This window comes from Streptomyces sp. NPDC090077 (genome assembly GCF_044747545.1).
Taxonomy (GTDB): domain Bacteria; phylum Actinomycetota; class Actinomycetes; order Streptomycetales; family Streptomycetaceae; genus Streptomyces.
Map to the genome: position 1 here is coordinate 384,435 of NZ_JBIVEG010000001.1, position 16,705 is coordinate 401,139.

Here is a 16,705-nt window from a genome sequence, read left to right on the forward strand (position 1 = left end):
CGGTCAGCCGAGCGCGGCCACCTCGGGGTGGCCGGTCAGCCAGGCGCGGACCGCCTGCTGCTCCTTGCCCTTGCCCATCTCCTGGATCTTCGCCTCCAGGCCGGTGAGCTGGGCCTCGGTCAGCTTGAACGAGCGCAGCCAGGCGGCGACCTCGGGCTCGTCGGCGGCGAAGCCCTTGCGGGCGAGGGTGTGGATGCCGTCGCCCTCGCCCCAGACGCCCTTGGGGTCGGCCAGTTTGGTCAGCTCGTAGGTGGAGTACGCCCAGTGCGGGGACCACAGCACGCTCACCACGGGCTCCTTCTTCTCGTAGGCCCGCTTCAGCTCGGCGAGCATGCCCGGGGTGGAGCCGTCGACGACCTGGTACTCGCCTTCGAGCCCGTACTCCTTGAGGACCTTCTCCTTCAGCAGGGACATGGCTCCGGCGCTGGGCTCGATGCCGATGATCCGGCCCTTGAACCGCGCCCCCTTGCCCTTGAGGTCCTCCAGGGACCGGACGTCCTTGACGTAGGAGGGGACCGAGAGCTCGATGGAGGTGGGTCCGTACCAGGAGCCGAGGTCGTCGAGCTTGTTCCCGTACTTCTTCCAGTACTCGGCCTGGGTGACGGGCAGCCAGGCGTCGGTCTGGAAGTCGACCTGGCCGCCGGCGAGCCCGGTGAACAGCGCGCCGAGTTCCAGCTGGCGGGCGTCCACGGTGAAGCCCCGGCGTTCCAGCAGTTCCTTCCAGAGGAAGGTGGAGGCGATGCCCTCGTCCCAGGGGATGTAGCCGATGGTGACCTTCCGGCCCTTGCCGGTGTTCTCGGCATCGGTGGCGGGTGCCGGTGATCCGGAGCCGCCGAAGGTGCTCAGTCCGCCGGCGACGAGGGCCAGGACGACCGCGGCGGTGACGGCGTACGCGGGCTGCGGGCGGTGGTTCCACAGCCGGGCCGGGCCGCGCGCGGCGGAGCGGGCCAGGGCCTGGGCCCGGCGGCCGACCGGGGAGACCTGGCGGCCCAGGGCTCCGGTCATCCGGTCCAGGTACATGGCGAGGACCACGATGGACAGGCCGGCTTCGAAGCCGAGGCCGATGTCGACGCTGCCGATGGCCCGGTAGACGGCGCCGCCGAGTCCGCCGCCGCCGACCATGCCGGCGATGACGACCATGGACAGGCCGAGCATGATGACCTGGTTGACGCCCGCCATGATGGTGGGCAGGGCCAGCGGCAGCTGGACGCGGACGAGGGTGTCGCGCGGGGCGGTGCCGAAGGCCTCGGCGGCCTCGACCAGTTCGGCGTCCACCTGGCGGATGCCGAGCTCGGTCATCCGTACGCCCGGCGGCAGCGAGAAGACGATGGTGGCGATGATCCCGGGGACCACGCCCACGCCGAAGAAGACGATGCCGGGGATGAGGTACACCATGGCCGGCATGGTCTGCATGAAGTCCAGCACGGGCCGCAGCGCGGCGCTGACCCTGGCGGAGCGCGCGGCCCAGATGCCCAGCGGGAGGGCGAACGCCAGCGTGACGAGGGTGGCGACCAGGACCAGGGACAGGGTGGACATGGCCTCGTCCCACAGGGCCAGGGAGTCCACGAGCGCGAAGGCCGCGAAGGCGAGCAGGCCCGCGAGGAGGCCGCGCAGCCACCAGGCGGCGAGGGCGAGGAGGCCGGCGAAGAGCAGCGGCGCGGGGGCGGACAGCACGGCGTTCGTGCCGTCGTAGAGCCCCGTGACCAGCATGCTGACGGTGTCGAAGAGCCAGGACAGGTGGCGCTGGAGGAGGTCGACGGCGCTGTCGGCCCAGGCTCCGAGGTGCAGGCGGGGCATCAGGCGGCCACCTCCGCACAGGCCATGGGGGGCCGTTGTTCGTCGCCGATGAAGGCGACGAGCCGGTCCTTGGGCACGGAGCCGACGACGGCGCCGTCGGCTCCGGTGACGGCGACCGGGTGGGGGACGCGGGCGCTGACGGAGCAGAGGTCGGCGAGCGGGGTGTCGGCGCTGACGGTGGGGCAGGCGCAGGTTTCGACGCCCTCGGCGGGGGCGTCCATGACGGCGTCGGCGGTCAGCACGCGTGAGCGGTCCACGTCCTGGACGAAGGAGGCGACGTAGTGGTCGGCGGGCCGGGTGAGGATGTCCTCGGCCGTGCCCTGCTGGACGATCCGGCCGTCGCGCATGACGGCGACCCGGTCGCCGAGGCGCATGGCCTCGTTGAGGTCGTGGGTGATGAAGACGATGGTCTTCTTCAGGGTGCGCTGGAGTTCGAGGAGCTGGTCCTGCATGTCGCGGCGGATCAGCGGGTCCAGGGCGCTGAAGGACTCGTCCATCAGGAGCAGGTCGGCGTCGGTGGCCAGTGCGCGGGCCAGGCCGACGCGCTGCTGCATGCCGCCGGAGAGCTCGTCGGGCCAGGAGTTCTCCCAGCCGCCGAGCCCGCACAGCGCGAGCGCCTCGGCGCCGCGGCGTTCGCGCTCGGCCCGGGGGACGCCCTGGACCTCCAGGCCGTAGGCGGCGTTGGCCAGTACGTCGCGGTGCGGGAAGAGCGCGAAGTGCTGGAAGACCATGGAGACCCTGGTGGAGCGTACGCGGCGCAGCTCGCGCGGGGTCAGGGCGGTGAGGTCCTCGCCGTCGAAGAGGATGCGGCCGGAGGTGGGTTCCAGCAGTCCGTTGAGCATCCGCAGGAGGGTGGACTTGCCGGAGCCCGACAGGCCCATGACGACGAAGATCTGGCCGGGCTCGACGCGGAAGGAGGCGTCGATCACCGCGGCGGTGGTGCCGTCGGCGCGCAGCTCGTCGCGGTCGGCGCCGCCTTCGAGGGCGCGGACGGCGGCCGCCCGGCGGTCGGGGTGTCTGGCGAACACCTTGTAGACGTGTTCGGCCTGGAGCGTGGACACATGCACCTCGTGGGTCGTACGGGGGCCGGTCCGTCGCCGGGGGCGGCGGGCCGGGGAGCGGGGCGGGATCGGCCCGCGCGGTCCGTGCTCCGGCCCAGCGGCCGGAGCATGCGGTTCCGCTCCAGCGGCCCGCATGCCCGCCCTTCACCACCGCAAACGGCGAAGTGATCCAACTCACGCCGGGGAGGGCCCCCGAGGGGGTCAGTGCGCGTGCCGCCCGGGACCCGCGTCGTGGTCGGCCAGCATGGAGGTACGCAGGTGGGCGAGGAGCCGGGTGAGGAGCCGGGAGACCTGCATCTGGGAGATGCCGAGGGCGGCTCCGATCTGGGCCTGGGTCAGCTCTTCGCCGAAGCGCATGCGCAGCATGTCGCGTTCGCGGTCGCTGAGCCGTTCCAGCAGCGGGGCCAGGGTCTGGATGTCCTCGACGAGCTCCAGGGCGGGCTCCTCCTCGCCCAGGACCTCGGCGAGGGTGTGGCCCTCGGCGGGGCCGTCGCCGTGCTCGGCGTGCGGGGCGTCGAGGGAGCCGCTGGTGTGCCCGTTGGCGGCGACCAGGCCCTCGATGACCTGCTCTTCGGTGAGGTCGAGGTACGCCGCGAGATCGCGGACCGTCGGCGAGCGGTCGAGCCGGACCGTCAGCTCCTCCTTCGCCTTGGCTATGTCGATGCGCAGCTCCTGGAGCCGGCGCGGGACGTGGACGGCCCAGGCGGTGTCGCGGAAGTGGCGTTTGATCTCGCCGGTGATGTACGGCATGGCGAGGGTGGCGAACTCGTTCTCGCGGGCCGGGTCGAACCGGTCGATGGCCTTGATCAGCCCGATGGTGCCGACCTGGACGAGGTCGTCGACGTCCCCCGCGGCCCCGTCGGCGCGGCCGCGGAAGCGGCGGACGGCGTACTGGACGAGCGAGGCGTTCATCTCGATCAGGGTGTTGCGGACGTACTGGCGCTCGGCGGTGCCCTCGGGGAGCTCGCGGAGGCGGGCGAAGAAGACCTTCGACATCTCCCGCGCGTCCGCCGGGGCCACCTCCCTGGGCTCGTCGATCCGGGGCAGTCCGGCCTCGCGGGCAGCGGCCCGGCCGCTGCGGCGGGGGCCGGGCAGGAGGGGCTCGGCGGGGCGGGCCGCGGCGGGGCCGGCGGTGGGGGAAGGGCGGGCGGAAACCTGCATGGGGTTCGCTCCTTGGGCTGGTCGGCTTGCGGCGCGGGACCTTGACTGCCCTCGACTCTGTACTGGTTCCGCTCACACGTCAAGAAATACCGGAAACGCATTTCGCGTCTTGTTTCACGTGAAAGCCATGCCGCATCATGGCGGGATGGGGAGCATGACACGTCGACAGAACTGGACATTTCTCACAAATCACGCGCGCGTCCTGGTGACCATCGCCCGGGATCCGGCGGCGCGGTTGCGGGACGTCGCCGCGGTGTGCGCGCTCACCGAGCGCACGGTCCAGGCGATCGTGGCCGACCTGGAGTCGGACGGGTACCTGCGGCGCGCGCGGGACGGGCGGCGCAACCGCTACGAGATCTCGGCGGGCGCCATGTTCCGGCACCCCGCCGAGGCCGGGGTGCAGGTGGCCGGGCTGCTCGCCCTGCTGACCGGGGCCGAGGCGGCCGGGGGTGCGGAGGCGGCGGGCGTCGCGGAGGCGGCGGAGGCGGCGGAGGCGGCGGAGGCGGCCGCGGGGGGCGGAGGCGCCGGACGGGAAGCGGGCGCCGGGGACGGCGGCGGGGCTCCGGCGGCGGACGACCGGGAGGCACCGGGCGGCGCGGAGGCTCCCGGCGGCACGGCCCCGGCGGAAGCCGCGGCCCCCGTCCGCCCCTGAGGCCCTGGCGGCACCCGCCCTGTGGGCTACGTCACCCGGAAGGCGATCGCCTCGGGCTCGCGGTGGAAGGTCAGCCGGTCCCAGTCGGTGAACGCCAGGTCCGTGACGGCCAGCAGCCGCCCGGAGCCGTCGTGCACGGTGCGGCGCACGGACAGCCCGCAGGCGGGCGCGGCGCCGGCCGGGTGGCTGGTACGCGTCATCGTGATGGTCTCCGAGGTCCTGCCGCGCGCGGCGGCCCGCTCCAGCCAGCGGTGCAGCGGCCCCAGGTCCTCGCCCCGGGCCCCGTGCGGCCGGTCGAGGTAGGCCGCCAGCTCCGGGGTGCGGGCCACGGCGCGGGGGCAGAGGTAGGTCACCGCGTGCCGGACCGCGCGCCCGTCCGGGCCGTACACGTGGCGCTGGTGGACCAGGGTGCGCTCGCCGCCGCCCATCCCGAGCAGCGCGCCGAGCGCGGGCGGCACGGTGACCAGGGCGAGCCGGGTCCGCGTGAGGCGGGGGCCGGGACCGTCCCGGCGGGCGGGCGCGGTCCGGGAGGCGGCCGGCGTGGGGCGCCCGGAGCCGGGCAGCACCGCGGCCCGGGTGCCGCGGCGGCCGGTGACGACCAGTCCGTCGGCGCGCAGCTCCTGGAGGGCGGCCCGGACGGTCTGCCGGTTGACCTCGTAGCGGGCGGCCAGGGTGCGCTCGGAGGGCAGCCTGCCGCCGGAGGTCCGGGCGGCGCGGTCGAGTTCGTCCCGCAGCTGTGCGGCGATCCGCTGGTACTTGGGCATGGCGGCCGGGCCGCCGCCCCGCGAAGGGGAGGGCATGGCTTCTCCTCTGACGGGTGGTCAAGGACTGCGCGGTCTGCCCGACCAACCTAGCATTGGTCTATACCTTTCGGCAGGAGAGATCCGTCGGCCCGGCCCACCTTGGCCGAATCCCACGCCCGTCGGCCGCCCCGTCACGCACCCCGCAGCGGGTTGGGCAGCGGCAGGTAGCGCGCGTCCGCGCCGTCCGCCCGGGTCCAGCGCAGCAGCAGGTTCGTCTTGGCCGGAAGCGCCGGGGCGGTGAGCAGCTCCGCGATCTCCGGCAGGCCGTACGCGGCGTCGTAGCGCAGCAGTTCCCCGCGGACCGCCGGCCACACCCCGGCGGCGGCCGCGGGGTGCCGCTCGGCCAGGGCTCCGCCCACCTCCGCGAGGTGGTTGACGACCAGGCAGTACACGAGCCGCTGCCAGGCGGCCCCGCGCGGCATGTCCCCGGGGAGTTTCACGCCCTCCGCGTCGCGGAAGAGGGCCTGCACCGGCATGCCCCGGTCGTCCACGGCGACCAGGCAGTTCTGGAGGTGCGCCTCCAGCACGATCCCGTGCCGGGCGAACAGGTCCAGGACCGGAGGCACGACATGGCGCAGGTACGCCCTCCACCAGCCGGCCGGGTCGGGCGCGGTCTCCAGCGGGCTGCCCGGGAACCCCTCGGCGAGGGCGGCGGACAGCAGCGGCACCGCGCCCGCCGCCACCCGGCCGCGCAGGCCGTCGCGGACCAGGACCGCCAGTTCCTCGAAGGCGAAGGCGGCGGTGCGGTACCCGCGGTCGCTCAGCCACACCGCGTCCGATCCGGTGCGGCGGCGCAGATCGGCGAAGCCCTCCTCCACCGCGGAGTCGGTGCGGCGCAGCTTCAGCAGGTCGTGGCGCCACAGCCGGCGCACGTCGTTGGTGATCCGGACGTCGAGGCTGAACTTCGCGAACAGGTCGGCGTCCGCACCCGGCGCGTACACGGTCCGCACGGAGGCGGTGGGCCACACCGGCAGCCGCGTCGGGCCGAGCCGCAGCAGGCGCCCGTCGGTGAAGGCCTCGCGCAGCTCCCGGCGTCCCGCGGTCAGCTCCAGCTGCCAGGGGTGCGCGGGCAGCACCCGGTAGCCGGCGGGCGGGCGGGGGCCGTCGAGGATCCCGGCGAGCGCGTCGACCGCGTCGGCGGCGGCCGGGCCGCCCTCCTCGGCCACCTGGTCCTCGCGCAGTCCGAGCAGCACCAGCGGGAAGCGGGTGTGGGCCTCGGGGGCGTACGGCAGCCAGCTCGCGGCGGGCGCGCCGCCGCGCGCCTTGGGGGCGGGGTGGTGCGGATGGCCCATGACCAGGGCCTGTTCGGACCGGACGTAGGGGTCCTCGGGGGGCTCGGCGGCCGCCCGGGCGGCCAGCAGTGCGGCGACGGCCTCCCGGCTGTCGTCGATCTCGCCGGGCAGCTCGTCGTTGGACACGCCGGTGTGGCGGTGCAGTTCGTCGGAGACGAGCTTGACGAGTTCCGCGTGGCCGAGCCGGTGCCAGCCGTCCGCCGTGTGCAGCTCCGCGCCGGAGGGGTGGCGGCCGCCGGACACCCGCAGCAGCCGGCCGCTGCCGCGCAGCCGGTGGACCTGCCCGTCCACGGCCTCGCCCACCTCCCTGAGCAGGCAGTTCAGCAGGGGGGCGGCGCTGTGGGCGTCGGCTGCGGTGTTGAGGTCCACTGGTTCCATTCGGTCCGTCCGCGGGTGCCGGCAGTGCGCGGGAAGGACCACCGGATGTGATCTTCAGTATCCGCGATGATGACGTGATCATCGGTTGAACGACCCGAAAGGACCGGACCCCTGGACCGCAGCAGGCACGTTTCCCCGCCCGACCCCGGGCACTCCCCCGCCACCGCCGCCGAGGAGGCCGTCGCCGTCGCGCTGGCCGGCGTGCGGCCCGGGCTGGGGGCCGCGTACGAGGCCTCGCTCGCCGGGGCCCGCTCCGCCGTGCTGACCCGGCTGTGGCGGGCGCTGGCCTTCGAGCCGCTGCCGTGGGTGGCGGGCCGGGAGCACGGGCCGGACTCGCTCACCGTGCTGCTGGCCGGCGGCGGGCGGCTGGAGGGGCCGCGCGCCGACCCGTACGCGACGGGCTCCCGGGTCGCCGAGGTGCGGCTCGACGGGCGGCCCCACCGGCAGGCGGCCCGGCTGGTCGAGGCGCTGCGGGTGCCGCACGGCGCGGCCTTCGCCGCCGAACTCGACGACAGCACCGCCTCCCTGGCCCTGTCCCGGGCCGGGCAGCCGGCCGGCGGGCGGGCGGAGCCGTCGGCGGGGTGGGAGTGGGAGCAGCGGGTGGTGGACGGGCACCCGTACCACCCCAACTGCCGCTCCCGCCCCGGGTTCACGGTGGCCGAGCAGCTGGCGTACGCACCGGAGCACGGGCCGTTGGTGGGACTCGGGCTGGTCCCCGTACGGGCGGCGGAGTGCCTGATGGCCGGGGAGTGGCCGGAGCACCTGCGCGACGGGGACCGGATCCTGGTGCCGGTCCACCCCTGGCAGGCCGAACACGTCCTGAAGGGCGAGGAGGTGCTGCCGGGGTTCGCGGCGCACCCGCTGATGGCGCTGCGGACGCTCGCCCCGGCGGCGGGCGGCCCCCATGTGAAGACGGCGCTGAGCACCCGGCTGACCTCCTCCGTCCGGGACATCTCCGCGTACTCGGTGGAGACGGCCGCCGTGGTGTCCGCCTTCGCCCACGCCCTGACCGAACGGCTCGACGGCCGGCTGCACATCACCCGCACCCTGGGCGCGGCCACCGCCTACGGCCCGGACCTGGCGGCGGTGCTCCGCGAGCCCCCGGAGGCGTACGCGGGGCCCGGTGAGCGGGTGGTGCCGGTGGCGGCGCTGGCGGGGACCGGGCTCGCCGAGTCGGCGGCGTGGCGGGCCGCGTTCGCCCGGCTGGCGCTGTCGGTGTGCCTGCGGGTGCTGGACCTCGGGGTGGCGCTGGAGGCCCACGGGCAGAACCTGCTGGTGGTGCTGGCGGCCGACGGGAGCCCGCTGCGGCTGGTCTACCGGGACCTGGCCGACATCCGGATCAGCCCGGTCCGGCTCGCCCGGCACGGCCTGCCGGTGCCGCCGCTCTCCGGGCGGCTCGTCACGGACGACGAGACGGTCCTGCGGCGCAAGCTGTTCGGCTCCCTGGCGGCCGGGGCCCTCGCCTCGACGGCGGGTTCGGCCGGGGCCTTCGCGGAGTGCCTCGCGGCCGGGCTGGACGCCGCGGCGCCCACCGCGGACTCGGCCGCGCTGCGGGACGGGCCGCTGCCGGTGAAGGCGCTCACGCTGATGCGGCTGAGTCCGGGGGTGCCGGGCGACCAGTGGGCGGAGCTGCCCCCTCCGCTCGCCGGGGGGCGGTGAGCCGCGGGGGTGAGCCCGGCGGCCGGACGGGCTACTGTTCAGGGGCATGACACAGACCTCGCGGCTCAGTGCCGTCCAGGCCTCCTACGACACCGTCGCGGTCGACCACGCCCGGCTGCTGAGCGGCGATCTGGAGGGCCGGCCCCTGGACCGGGCGGTGCTGAACGCCTTCGCCGAGCACGTGCGCGGCGGGGGCGGCGGGGCGGTCGCCGACCTGGGCTGCGGCACGGGCCGGGTGGCGGCGTACCTGGGTGGGCGCGGCGTACGGGTCTTCGGTGTCGACCTCTCCCCCGCGATGGTGGCGGTGGCCCGGCGCAGCCATCCCGGGCTGCGGTTCGAGGTGGGCAGGATGGCCGGGCTGGACATGGCCGACGGGGTGCTGGGCGGGGTCCTGGCCTGGTACGCCACCGTGCACACGCCGCCCGGGGAACTCCCCTCCGTCTTCGCCGAGTTCGCCCGGGTGCTGGCGCCGGGGGGCTACGCGCTGGTCGCGTTCGAGGCGGAGGAAGGGCAGCGGCGGCTCGACCGGGCCTACGGGCATCCGGTCGACCTCGACGTGTACGGGACCCCGCCGGACCTGATCGCCTCGCTGCTGGCCGGGGCGGGGCTGGCGGAGGTCGCCCGGATGGTGCGGGGGCCCGGCGCCCGCGAACAGGGGCCGCAGGGGTTCCTGCTGGCCCGCAAGGACCCCCGGGAGCCGCCCCTCTGAGACGCCTCCGCCCGTGCCGGGCCCCGACCCCGGCACGGGGCCCGGCACGGGACGCGATCGCGCCCGGCGCGCGGGCCGTCCCAGGGCCGGCGCGCCGGGCGGCGGGGAACCGGGCGGGCGGCGCGGAGGTGCAGCGCCGCAGCGCCCGCCCGGTGGTTCGGGGAGGGCGGTCAGCTCTGCCAGCCGGTCCAGCTGCCGCTGTTCAAGCGGTGCCGGTACCAGCGTTCGCCGTCCATGCCCACCACGGAGATCGTCGGGGTCCACGTGTTGTTGCCCTCGATGCGGACGCCGCTGCGGACCGTGCCGCCCAGCGACTGCCAGTCGGACCAGCCGCCGCCGGTGTTGTTCCACCGGGTCCACACCGCGAAGTCGGTGCCGACGATGAAGACCTGCCGCGTCCCGTTCGGGAAGGTCTGCCAGGCCTCCCCGTACTCGCAGATGTAGTCGCCGCCGAGGCCGGCCACGTGGCAGTAGCCCGCGGCGGCCGCCGGGTTCGGGGCCGGCGCCGGGGCGGCCGAGGCCACACCGCTCAGCGCGGCGCCCGCCAGGGCGAGGGTGGAGGCCGCGAGGGCCGTGGCACGGACGATGGATAACGCCATGAGGATGACTCCCTGTTTCCCACTCGTCTTCGGAAGGACGCCGGCCGGTCCGCACCGGGCCCCCGCCCCACACGGGGCTGGGAGGGCGGGTGCCGTGGTGCGGACCGTCCGACGTGGAGAAGCCTTCCAGCGCCCGCAAACGGAGCCCTAACGCAGCGCTAAGGGAACGTCGGCGATCCTTGTGCCACACCGTCGTTCCGGTGGGCGTCCGCGCGTCGTCGCAGGTACGGGCGGTGCGGGGTGGTGCGGGGGGCCCGAGGCGATTGGCCGGGATCGCCCTCATGCGCCGAAATGCGGAGACATATGCTCAGGCGGGGGAAAGTGAATGGAAGGGGCATGCATGGAGTTCCGCGTGCTGGGGACGGTCTCCTTGGTGGCGGAGTGCGGAAGGCCCGTACAACTGGGCCCCGCCAAGCGGCGCAGCCTGCTGGCGATGCTCTTGCTGCGGCCCAACGCGGCCGTGGGCGTCGACCGGCTGACCCGGGCGCTGTGGGACGAGGACCCGCCGAAGCACTCCCGGACGGTACTGCAGGGCCACGTCTCGCGGTTGCGCTCCCTGCTCGCCGAGCACGGGGCGGCCGCCCACGGGATCGAACTGCTCACCCAGGGACCGGCGTACGCCCTGCGGCTGCCCGAATCCCTGGTGGACGCGCAGCGCTTCGAGCAGCTGCACCGGCTCGCCCGGGAGCAGCGGGAACCCGCCCGGGCGGTACGGCTGCTCCAGGAGGCGCTCGCCCTGTGGGAGGGGCCCGCGCTGGGCGGGACCGTGGGCGGTCCCCTGCTGGAGGCCGCCGCGCACGGGCTGGACGAACTGCGGCTGGCCGCGGTGGAGGAGCTGGCCGGGGCGCACTCGCTGCTCGGCGAGCACACCGCCGCGGCGGCTCTGCTGCGGGCCGAGGCCGCCCTGCACCCGTTGCGGGAGCCGCTGGTCGCCGCGCTGATGCTGGCGCTGGGCCGGTCGGGCCGGCAGTCGGACGCCATGGACTGGTACCACCGCACGCGGGAGCTGCTCGCCGAGCAGCTCGGCGTCGATCCCGGAGCGGTGCTCTCGGACGCGTACACCGCTCTGCTGCGGGCCGAGGAGCCCGCGCGGGCCGCGACGGCACCCGTGACCGTGACCACCGCGACCGGCACCGGGACGGCCGGCGCCGCCGGGGGATCCGGCACGGCCGCGGGGACGCCCGGGGCGCCCGGCGGGGCAGCAGCCTCCAGCAGTACGGGAGCGGGTGCCGGAACCGCCGCAGCCGCCGCGGCCGCGGGAACCGGAGCCGCCGGAGCCGACGCACGGGCCGCCGCGGCCCCGGCGGCCCGCCCGGTGACGGGGCCCCAGCTGTTGCCGCGCCGCCCCGGCGGCTTCACGGGCCGCACCGGCGAACTGGCCGCGCTGGGCCGGGCGGCGGCCGGCGACCCCGGCCCCGTCGTCATGCTCACCGGCAGCGCCGGCGTCGGCAAGACCGCGCTGGCCCTGCACTGGGCGCACGGGCGGCGCGAGGACTTCCCCGACGGCCGGCTCTTCGCCGACCTCCACGGCTACAGCCCCATCCCGGCCCGTGACACCACCTCCGTGCTGCGCGAGTTCCTGCTCGCGCTCGGGCTCCCGGCCGAGCGGATGCCCGACTCCCCGCAGGCCCTCGGCGCCCGCTACCGGGAGCTGACCTCCGGGCGCCGGATGCTGGTCGTGCTCGACAACGCCCGGGACGCCGAACAGGTGCGGCCGCTGCTGCCCGGTGGCGACGGCTGCGTCACGCTGGTCACCAGCCGCAGCCGGCTCGGCGAGCTCGTGGTCTCCGACGCCGCCCGCCCCGTACCGGTGCGCGAGCTGCCCGCGGCGCAGTCCGCCGAGCTGCTCGCCGCCGTCCTGGGCCCGGACCTGATCGCCTCCGATCCGGAGGCCGCCGCGCGCCTCGCCGGGCTGTGCGACGGCCTGCCGCTGGCCCTGCGCGTGGCGGCCGCCCGGCTCGCCACCCGCCCGCACCAGGGGCTGGCCGCCTTCGCCGGGGAACTCGCCGACGAGCACACCCGGCTGGACCTGCTCAACGTGGGCAGCACCGGGGTCTCCGCCGCGCTCCACCTCACGGTGCAGCAGCTGCCGGAGCCCGCCCGGCGGATGTTCCACCAGCTCGGACCGCACACCGGGGCCGCCCTCGACGTCCGCACCGCCGCCGCGCTGGGCGGCTGCCTGCCCAGCCAGGCGGCCTCCGCCCTGGACCAGCTGGCCGCCGCCCAGCTGGTGGTGGAGGCGGGTCCGCAGTCGTACGTGCTGCACGACCTGGTCCGGCTCTACGCCCGCAGCCTGTCGCCGGGTCACGACCCGGAGGGGCTGCTTCGGCTGCTCGACCACTGGCTGCGCACGCTCCTCGCGGCCTGCGCCGCCGCCGAGCCGGGCAGCGAGCCCTGCTGCGCGCTGCCCGCCGGAACCCGGCGGGCCGCCCCGGTACGGCCGTTCGCGGACCGCGCCGACGCCCTGGCCTGGTTCTCCGCCGAACGGGGCGCGCTGCGCGGCGCCGTCGAGTCGGCCGTCGCCGCCGGGCTGCACGGCCGCGCCTGGCGGCTGGTGCTGCTCCAGTGGCCGCTGATCGTGTGGCAGGTCCGCGACGGCTGGGTGCCCCTGCTCGAACGGGCCCTGGCCTGTGCCGAGGCCGACGGCGACCCCGGCGCCCAGTCGCGCACCCGGGCGCTGCTGGGCTGGGTGCTGTCCGAGGAGGGCCGTCCCGAGGAGGCCCTCGCGCAGCTGGAGCGGGCACCGGGCCTGGCGGCCCTGGCCGGGGACGCGAACGCGGAGGCCATCGCCCGGATCAACCTCGCCGTCGCGCTCCTACGCGCGGGCGCGCGCGCCCGTCCCGCGGAGCTGCTGGCCTCGGCGCTGGAGCTGGCCGAGCGGGTGGGCCGCACGGACACGGCCGCCCTGGCCCACCAGCACCTCACGGAGCACCTGCTGACCGTGGGCGCGCCCGAGGAGGCCGCCGACCACGCGGTGCGCGGCCTGGCGCTGGCCGCCCCGCCGGCGGCGGCGCCCCGCCGGGTGGTGCTGCGCACCCTGTACGGCGAGGCGCTGGCGGCGACGGGCCGCCGGGGCGAGGCCGTGCGCCAGCTCGACGACGCGGTCCGGGAGGCGCGGGCCCATGCGTACGAGGAGGGCGAGAGCGCGGCCCGCGCGGCGCTGGCGGCGTTGACGGAACGTTAATCCCCTTGCGGGGCCCGCCCGGCGGCCCGGCCGTGGTCCGTTCGGGCGGCAACCGGCGCGCGGCGGGCCCGCCTGCTCGGCGATCGGGCCCGGCGGTGGCAGGAAGGAGGGATGAGCCTTCCACGCCGCCGGGTCCTCGCGGGTACGGCCGCCGCCGCGGTCACCGCCGCGGTCCCCGCCACCGGGACGGGCGCGCGGGCGGACGGTCCGCGGGGCGGCGGGCCGCGCCGGGGTGCGCGTACGGCGGCCGGGCCGGGGCCCGACTTCGGGGCGCTCGGCCGTGCGATGGACGGCCGGCTGGTCCTGCCGGGGGACGCCGACTACGCCGAGGCCCGGCAGCTGTTCCAGCCCCGCTACGACGCCGTCGCGCCCGGAGCCGTGGCCTACCCCGCGCACGCCGGGGACGTGGCCGTCTGCCTCGACTTCGCCCGCCGGTCCGCCGCGGCCGTGGTGCCGCGCGGCGGCGGCCACAGCTACGCGGGGTGGTCGACGGCCGCGGGCGCCCTGGTGGTGGACACCGGGGCGATGGCCTCGGTGACCGTCGACGGTGACGGGGCGCGGGTCGGCGCGGGGGCCCGGCTCGCCGATGTGCACGGGGTCCTCGCCGCGCGCGGCCTGGGTGTCCCCGCCGGGCTGTGCCCCTCCGTCGGCATCGCCGGGCTCGCCCTCGGCGGCGGGCTGGGGCTGGGCTCGCGGGCCTACGGGACCACCTCGGACCGGCTCTCGGGCGCCCGCGTGGTCACCCCGGACGGGGTGGTCCGGGAGGTGGGCGCCGACCGGAACCCCGACCTGTTCTGGGCGCTGCGCGGCGGCGGGGGCGGCAACTTCGGCGTGGTCACCGAGTTCCGGCTGCGCACCCATCCGGTGGGCGATGCCGCGTACGCCGAACTGCACTGGCCCGCCGGGGACTCCGCGGCGCTGGTGCGGGGCTGGCAGCGCTGGCTGGGCGCGCTGCCGGACCCGTTCTGGAGCCAGGTGGAGTTCACCGTGGAGGCCGGCCGGGACGCCGTCCCCGCCTTCCGGGCGGTGTGCCTGGACGGGCGGGCGGAGCTGGAGCGGGAGCTGTCCCGGCTGGTGGGCCTGGTGGGCCGGGAGGCGCGGGACGGCTGGTTCGCCGTACGCGGCTACGGGGACACCGTGCGGGCCATGGCCGGCTGCGCCGACCGCGGTCCCGGGCAGTGCAGGCTGCCGGGGCGGCTGCCCGGCCGGGACCCGCGGGGGCTGCTGGGCCGGGACTCGTACGCGGCCCGCTCGGACTTCTGGGGCGGTGCGGGGCTGCCGGACGGCGCGGTGGCGGCGGTCCTGGCCGCGGTCCGGCGCTACGGGCGCGAGGCGCCGCCCGGCGGGTTCGGGGTGGTCCAGTTCGACGGGGTCTGCGGCGGGGCCGTGAACCGGGTGCCGGCCGCGGCCACCGCGTTCGTGCACCGGGACAGCGCCTTCCTGTCCCAGTACCTCGCGTACTGGCCGCGGACGGCGACGGCCGCCGAGGTCTCCCGGCACGAGGGCTGGCTCGACGGGCTGTGGCGGGACCTGCGCCCGTGGGCGGGCGGCCGCGCCTACCAGAACTACGCCGATCCGAAGCTCGCCGGCTGGCGCGAGGCGTACTACGGGTCCAACCTCCCCCGCCTGGAGGGGATCAGGCGGGCCCACGACCCGGACAGGCTGTTCCGTTTCCCCCAGGCCGTCTAGGACGGCGACGACAGGAGCGTGCGAGACATGCGACGTTTGTTGACGGTGGCGACGGCGGCGGCCGCGGCGGCCGCCGCCCTGATGCTGCCGGGCGGGGCGCTGCCCGTCGCGCCGGCGGAGCGGGCCGAGGCGGCCTCCGAGCACTGGTCCGCTCGGGAGGCGACGGCGTTCTGGACGGAGGACCGGATGGCCTCCGCCCTGCCCGTGCCCGAACCGGGCAGGGGCAAGGGAACGGGCACGGGAACGGGCGAGGGCACCGGCACGGCCGCGGACCCCGTCCCGGCCTCCGGCCCCGCCGCCCCGGCGGCGGCCGGTCCCGCCACCCCGGACCCGTCCCCGGCGGCGGCCCCGTCCCCGGCCGCGGACGCTGCGGGCCCGGCCGACCAGGCCGAGCCGGCCGCCCCCGACGCCGGTGTCCCGGACGCCATCGTTCCCGGCCCGGCCGTCCCCGACGCCGCAGTCCCCGACGCCGCCGTCCCCGACACGGCGGCCGACGCGCCCGTGCCCCCGGTACCGGCACCCGTGCCTCCGACCGGACCCGACGCGCCCCGGCCGCCCGCGGAGCCCGCCGTACCCGCGCCGGCGCCCGCGCCGAGCTCGCCCGTCAAGGCCGCGGTGCCGGCCGTGAACGGCGTCGGGCAGGACTTCAACGGGATCCCGGTCGTCGGCCGCATGTTCGTGATGCAGGGCAGCGGGGCCTACTTCTGCACCGCGAGCGTGGTCTCCTCCCCCGGCCGTGACATGGTGCTCAGCGCGGCGCACTGCCTGCTCGGCACGGATACCCGCCAGGTGGCCTTCGTCCCGCAGTACACGCGAGCGAAGCCGCGCCCGTACGGCCTCTTCCCGGTGCTGCGCAACGCCGCGGGCCGTTCGAAGGTGTGGATCGCCCCCCGGTACCGCACCGACGGACCCGACCGGGCGGCCACCCTCGACGTGGCCTTCGCCCAGGTGGGGCCCGGCGCCGACGGCCTGCCGGTGGAGGACGTCGTCGGCGGGAACCGGCTCGTCACCGGGGCCGCCTTCAACCAGTCCAAGGTCACCCTGATCGGCCATCCGGCGGCCGCCGCCCGGCCGCGCACGTGCGTGAACAAGACGACCAAGTTCACCAGCACCGACGCGAAGAGCCCCGGATCCTTCCTGCGGATCGACTGCACCGGCTACCCGGGCGGGACCAGCGGCGGCCCCTTCCTCGCCCGCTACAACGCGCAGACGATGACCGGGGACGTCATCGGGGTGATCGGCGGCTGGAAGACGGGCGGGCCGACCGCGGACACCTCGTACAGCTCCTACTTCGGCGCGGAGATCAGGAAGCTGTACCAGACGGCGGTTGCCGGGGCGCTGGTGCAGTGAGCACCCGCTCCCAGCGGGTGCGGCGCGGGTTGCCGACCGTACGGGGAGTCGCCGGGACGCCGCCGGCGGTCAGCTGGTCGGCCGGGGCGAGCGCGAGCTGGCGGCGCAGGTCCGCCAGGGCCGCGTGCACCGGCGCGAGGATCACCTCGGCGCGCGGGTGGACGTACGCGAGGGCGTGCGCAGTGGTCTCGATGGTCTCGGCGGCGTCCTCGACGGCGGTCCGGCTCCACCCGCCGGGCCCCCCGCCGCTCCAGGGCGCGACGGCGTCGTACAGGTGGCAGGCGGCATCGGCCGCGGCGTCGGCCCGTTCACCGACGCCCGGCCCCGCGATGGTCGGCAGCAGCTCCATGCCCGCTCAACGAGCGGGATGC

The 16,705-nt window shown here is 76.4% G+C and carries 13 protein-coding genes; 6 read left to right on the forward strand and 7 right to left on the reverse strand.

The window, feature by feature from the left end:
* Window positions 1-3 precede the first annotated feature (3 nt).
* The 3 genes from ACIPW5_RS01690 to ACIPW5_RS01700 form a co-directional block, all read right to left on the reverse strand.
* Complete coding sequence (locus ACIPW5_RS01690) at window positions 4-1,797, reverse strand: ABC transporter permease/substrate binding protein (RefSeq protein WP_401238851.1); 1,794 nt, start codon at window positions 1,795-1,797, stop codon at window positions 4-6.
* Window positions 1,797-2,858 carry a glycine betaine/L-proline ABC transporter ATP-binding protein gene (locus ACIPW5_RS01695; RefSeq protein WP_401240060.1) on the reverse strand — a complete coding sequence of 354 codons (1,062 nt, stop codon included), beginning with the start codon at window positions 2,856-2,858 and terminating at the stop codon, window positions 1,797-1,799. Before ACIPW5_RS01695 ends, ACIPW5_RS01690 begins: the two co-directional genes overlap by 1 nt.
* Window positions 2,859-3,059: 201 nt before the next feature.
* A complete protein-coding gene (locus ACIPW5_RS01700) occupies window positions 3,060-4,019 on the reverse strand; it encodes a SigB/SigF/SigG family RNA polymerase sigma factor (RefSeq protein WP_401238854.1) in 960 nt (319 codons plus the stop codon).
* A gap of 205 nt (window positions 4,020-4,224) precedes the next feature.
* Between ACIPW5_RS01700 and ACIPW5_RS01705 the strand changes: the two genes are divergently transcribed.
* Window positions 4,225-4,671 (forward strand): ArsR family transcriptional regulator, encoded by a 447-nt coding sequence (locus ACIPW5_RS01705; RefSeq protein WP_401238857.1) that lies wholly within the window; start codon window positions 4,225-4,227, stop codon window positions 4,669-4,671.
* A gap of 26 nt (window positions 4,672-4,697) precedes the next feature.
* Here the strand turns inward: ACIPW5_RS01705 and ACIPW5_RS01710 are convergent, their stop codons facing one another.
* Together ACIPW5_RS01710 and ACIPW5_RS01715 are read right to left on the reverse strand one after the other, a co-directional pair.
* Window positions 4,698-5,471 carry a GntR family transcriptional regulator gene (locus ACIPW5_RS01710; protein WP_401238859.1) on the reverse strand — a complete coding sequence of 258 codons (774 nt, stop codon included), beginning with the start codon at window positions 5,469-5,471 and terminating at the stop codon, window positions 4,698-4,700.
* A 134-nt stretch (window positions 5,472-5,605) separates the two neighbouring features.
* On the reverse strand, window positions 5,606-7,144 hold the full coding sequence (locus ACIPW5_RS01715; protein WP_401238862.1) for an IucA/IucC family protein: 1,539 nt from the start codon (window positions 7,142-7,144) through the stop codon (window positions 5,606-5,608).
* Window positions 7,145-7,345: 201 nt separating this feature from the next.
* On the opposite strand from ACIPW5_RS01715, the gene ACIPW5_RS01720 reads away from it, so the two are divergent.
* Window positions 7,346-8,803 (forward strand): IucA/IucC family protein, encoded by a 1,458-nt coding sequence (locus ACIPW5_RS01720; RefSeq protein WP_401238863.1) that lies wholly within the window; start codon window positions 7,346-7,348, stop codon window positions 8,801-8,803.
* A 46-nt stretch (window positions 8,804-8,849) separates the two neighbouring features.
* Window positions 8,850-9,512: a class I SAM-dependent DNA methyltransferase gene (locus tag ACIPW5_RS01725; protein ID WP_401238866.1), complete on the forward strand. Its 663-nt coding sequence runs from the start codon at window positions 8,850-8,852 to the stop codon at window positions 9,510-9,512.
* A gap of 170 nt (window positions 9,513-9,682) precedes the next feature.
* On the opposite strand, the gene ACIPW5_RS01730 is transcribed toward ACIPW5_RS01725, so the two are convergent.
* Window positions 9,683-10,111, reverse strand: coding sequence for a hypothetical protein (locus tag ACIPW5_RS01730; protein ID WP_401238868.1), 429 nt, complete (start codon window positions 10,109-10,111; stop codon window positions 9,683-9,685).
* A gap of 340 nt (window positions 10,112-10,451) precedes the next feature.
* Here ACIPW5_RS01730 and ACIPW5_RS01735 point away from each other — a divergent pair, with 340 nt between their 5' ends.
* From ACIPW5_RS01735 to ACIPW5_RS01745, 3 genes are all read left to right on the forward strand, one after another.
* The gene (locus tag ACIPW5_RS01735; RefSeq protein WP_401238871.1) at window positions 10,452-13,295 is read left to right on the forward strand and encodes an AfsR/SARP family transcriptional regulator; all 2,844 of its coding nucleotides are present in this window, start codon (window positions 10,452-10,454) and stop codon (window positions 13,293-13,295) included.
* Window positions 13,296-13,406: 111 nt separating this feature from the next.
* The gene (locus ACIPW5_RS01740; protein WP_401238874.1) at window positions 13,407-14,984 is read left to right on the forward strand and encodes an FAD-binding oxidoreductase; all 1,578 of its coding nucleotides are present in this window, start codon (window positions 13,407-13,409) and stop codon (window positions 14,982-14,984) included.
* A gap of 27 nt (window positions 14,985-15,011) precedes the next feature.
* Window positions 15,012-16,334 (forward strand): hypothetical protein, encoded by a 1,323-nt coding sequence (locus ACIPW5_RS01745; RefSeq protein ID WP_401238877.1) that lies wholly within the window; start codon window positions 15,012-15,014, stop codon window positions 16,332-16,334.
* Here ACIPW5_RS01745 and ACIPW5_RS01750 read toward each other — a convergent pair.
* Complete coding sequence (locus ACIPW5_RS01750; RefSeq protein WP_401238879.1) at window positions 16,288-16,683, reverse strand: hypothetical protein; 396 nt, start codon at window positions 16,681-16,683, stop codon at window positions 16,288-16,290. The two genes, ACIPW5_RS01745 and ACIPW5_RS01750, sit on opposite strands and share 47 nt — an antisense overlap.
* Between the last annotated feature and the right edge of the window lie 22 nt (window positions 16,684-16,705).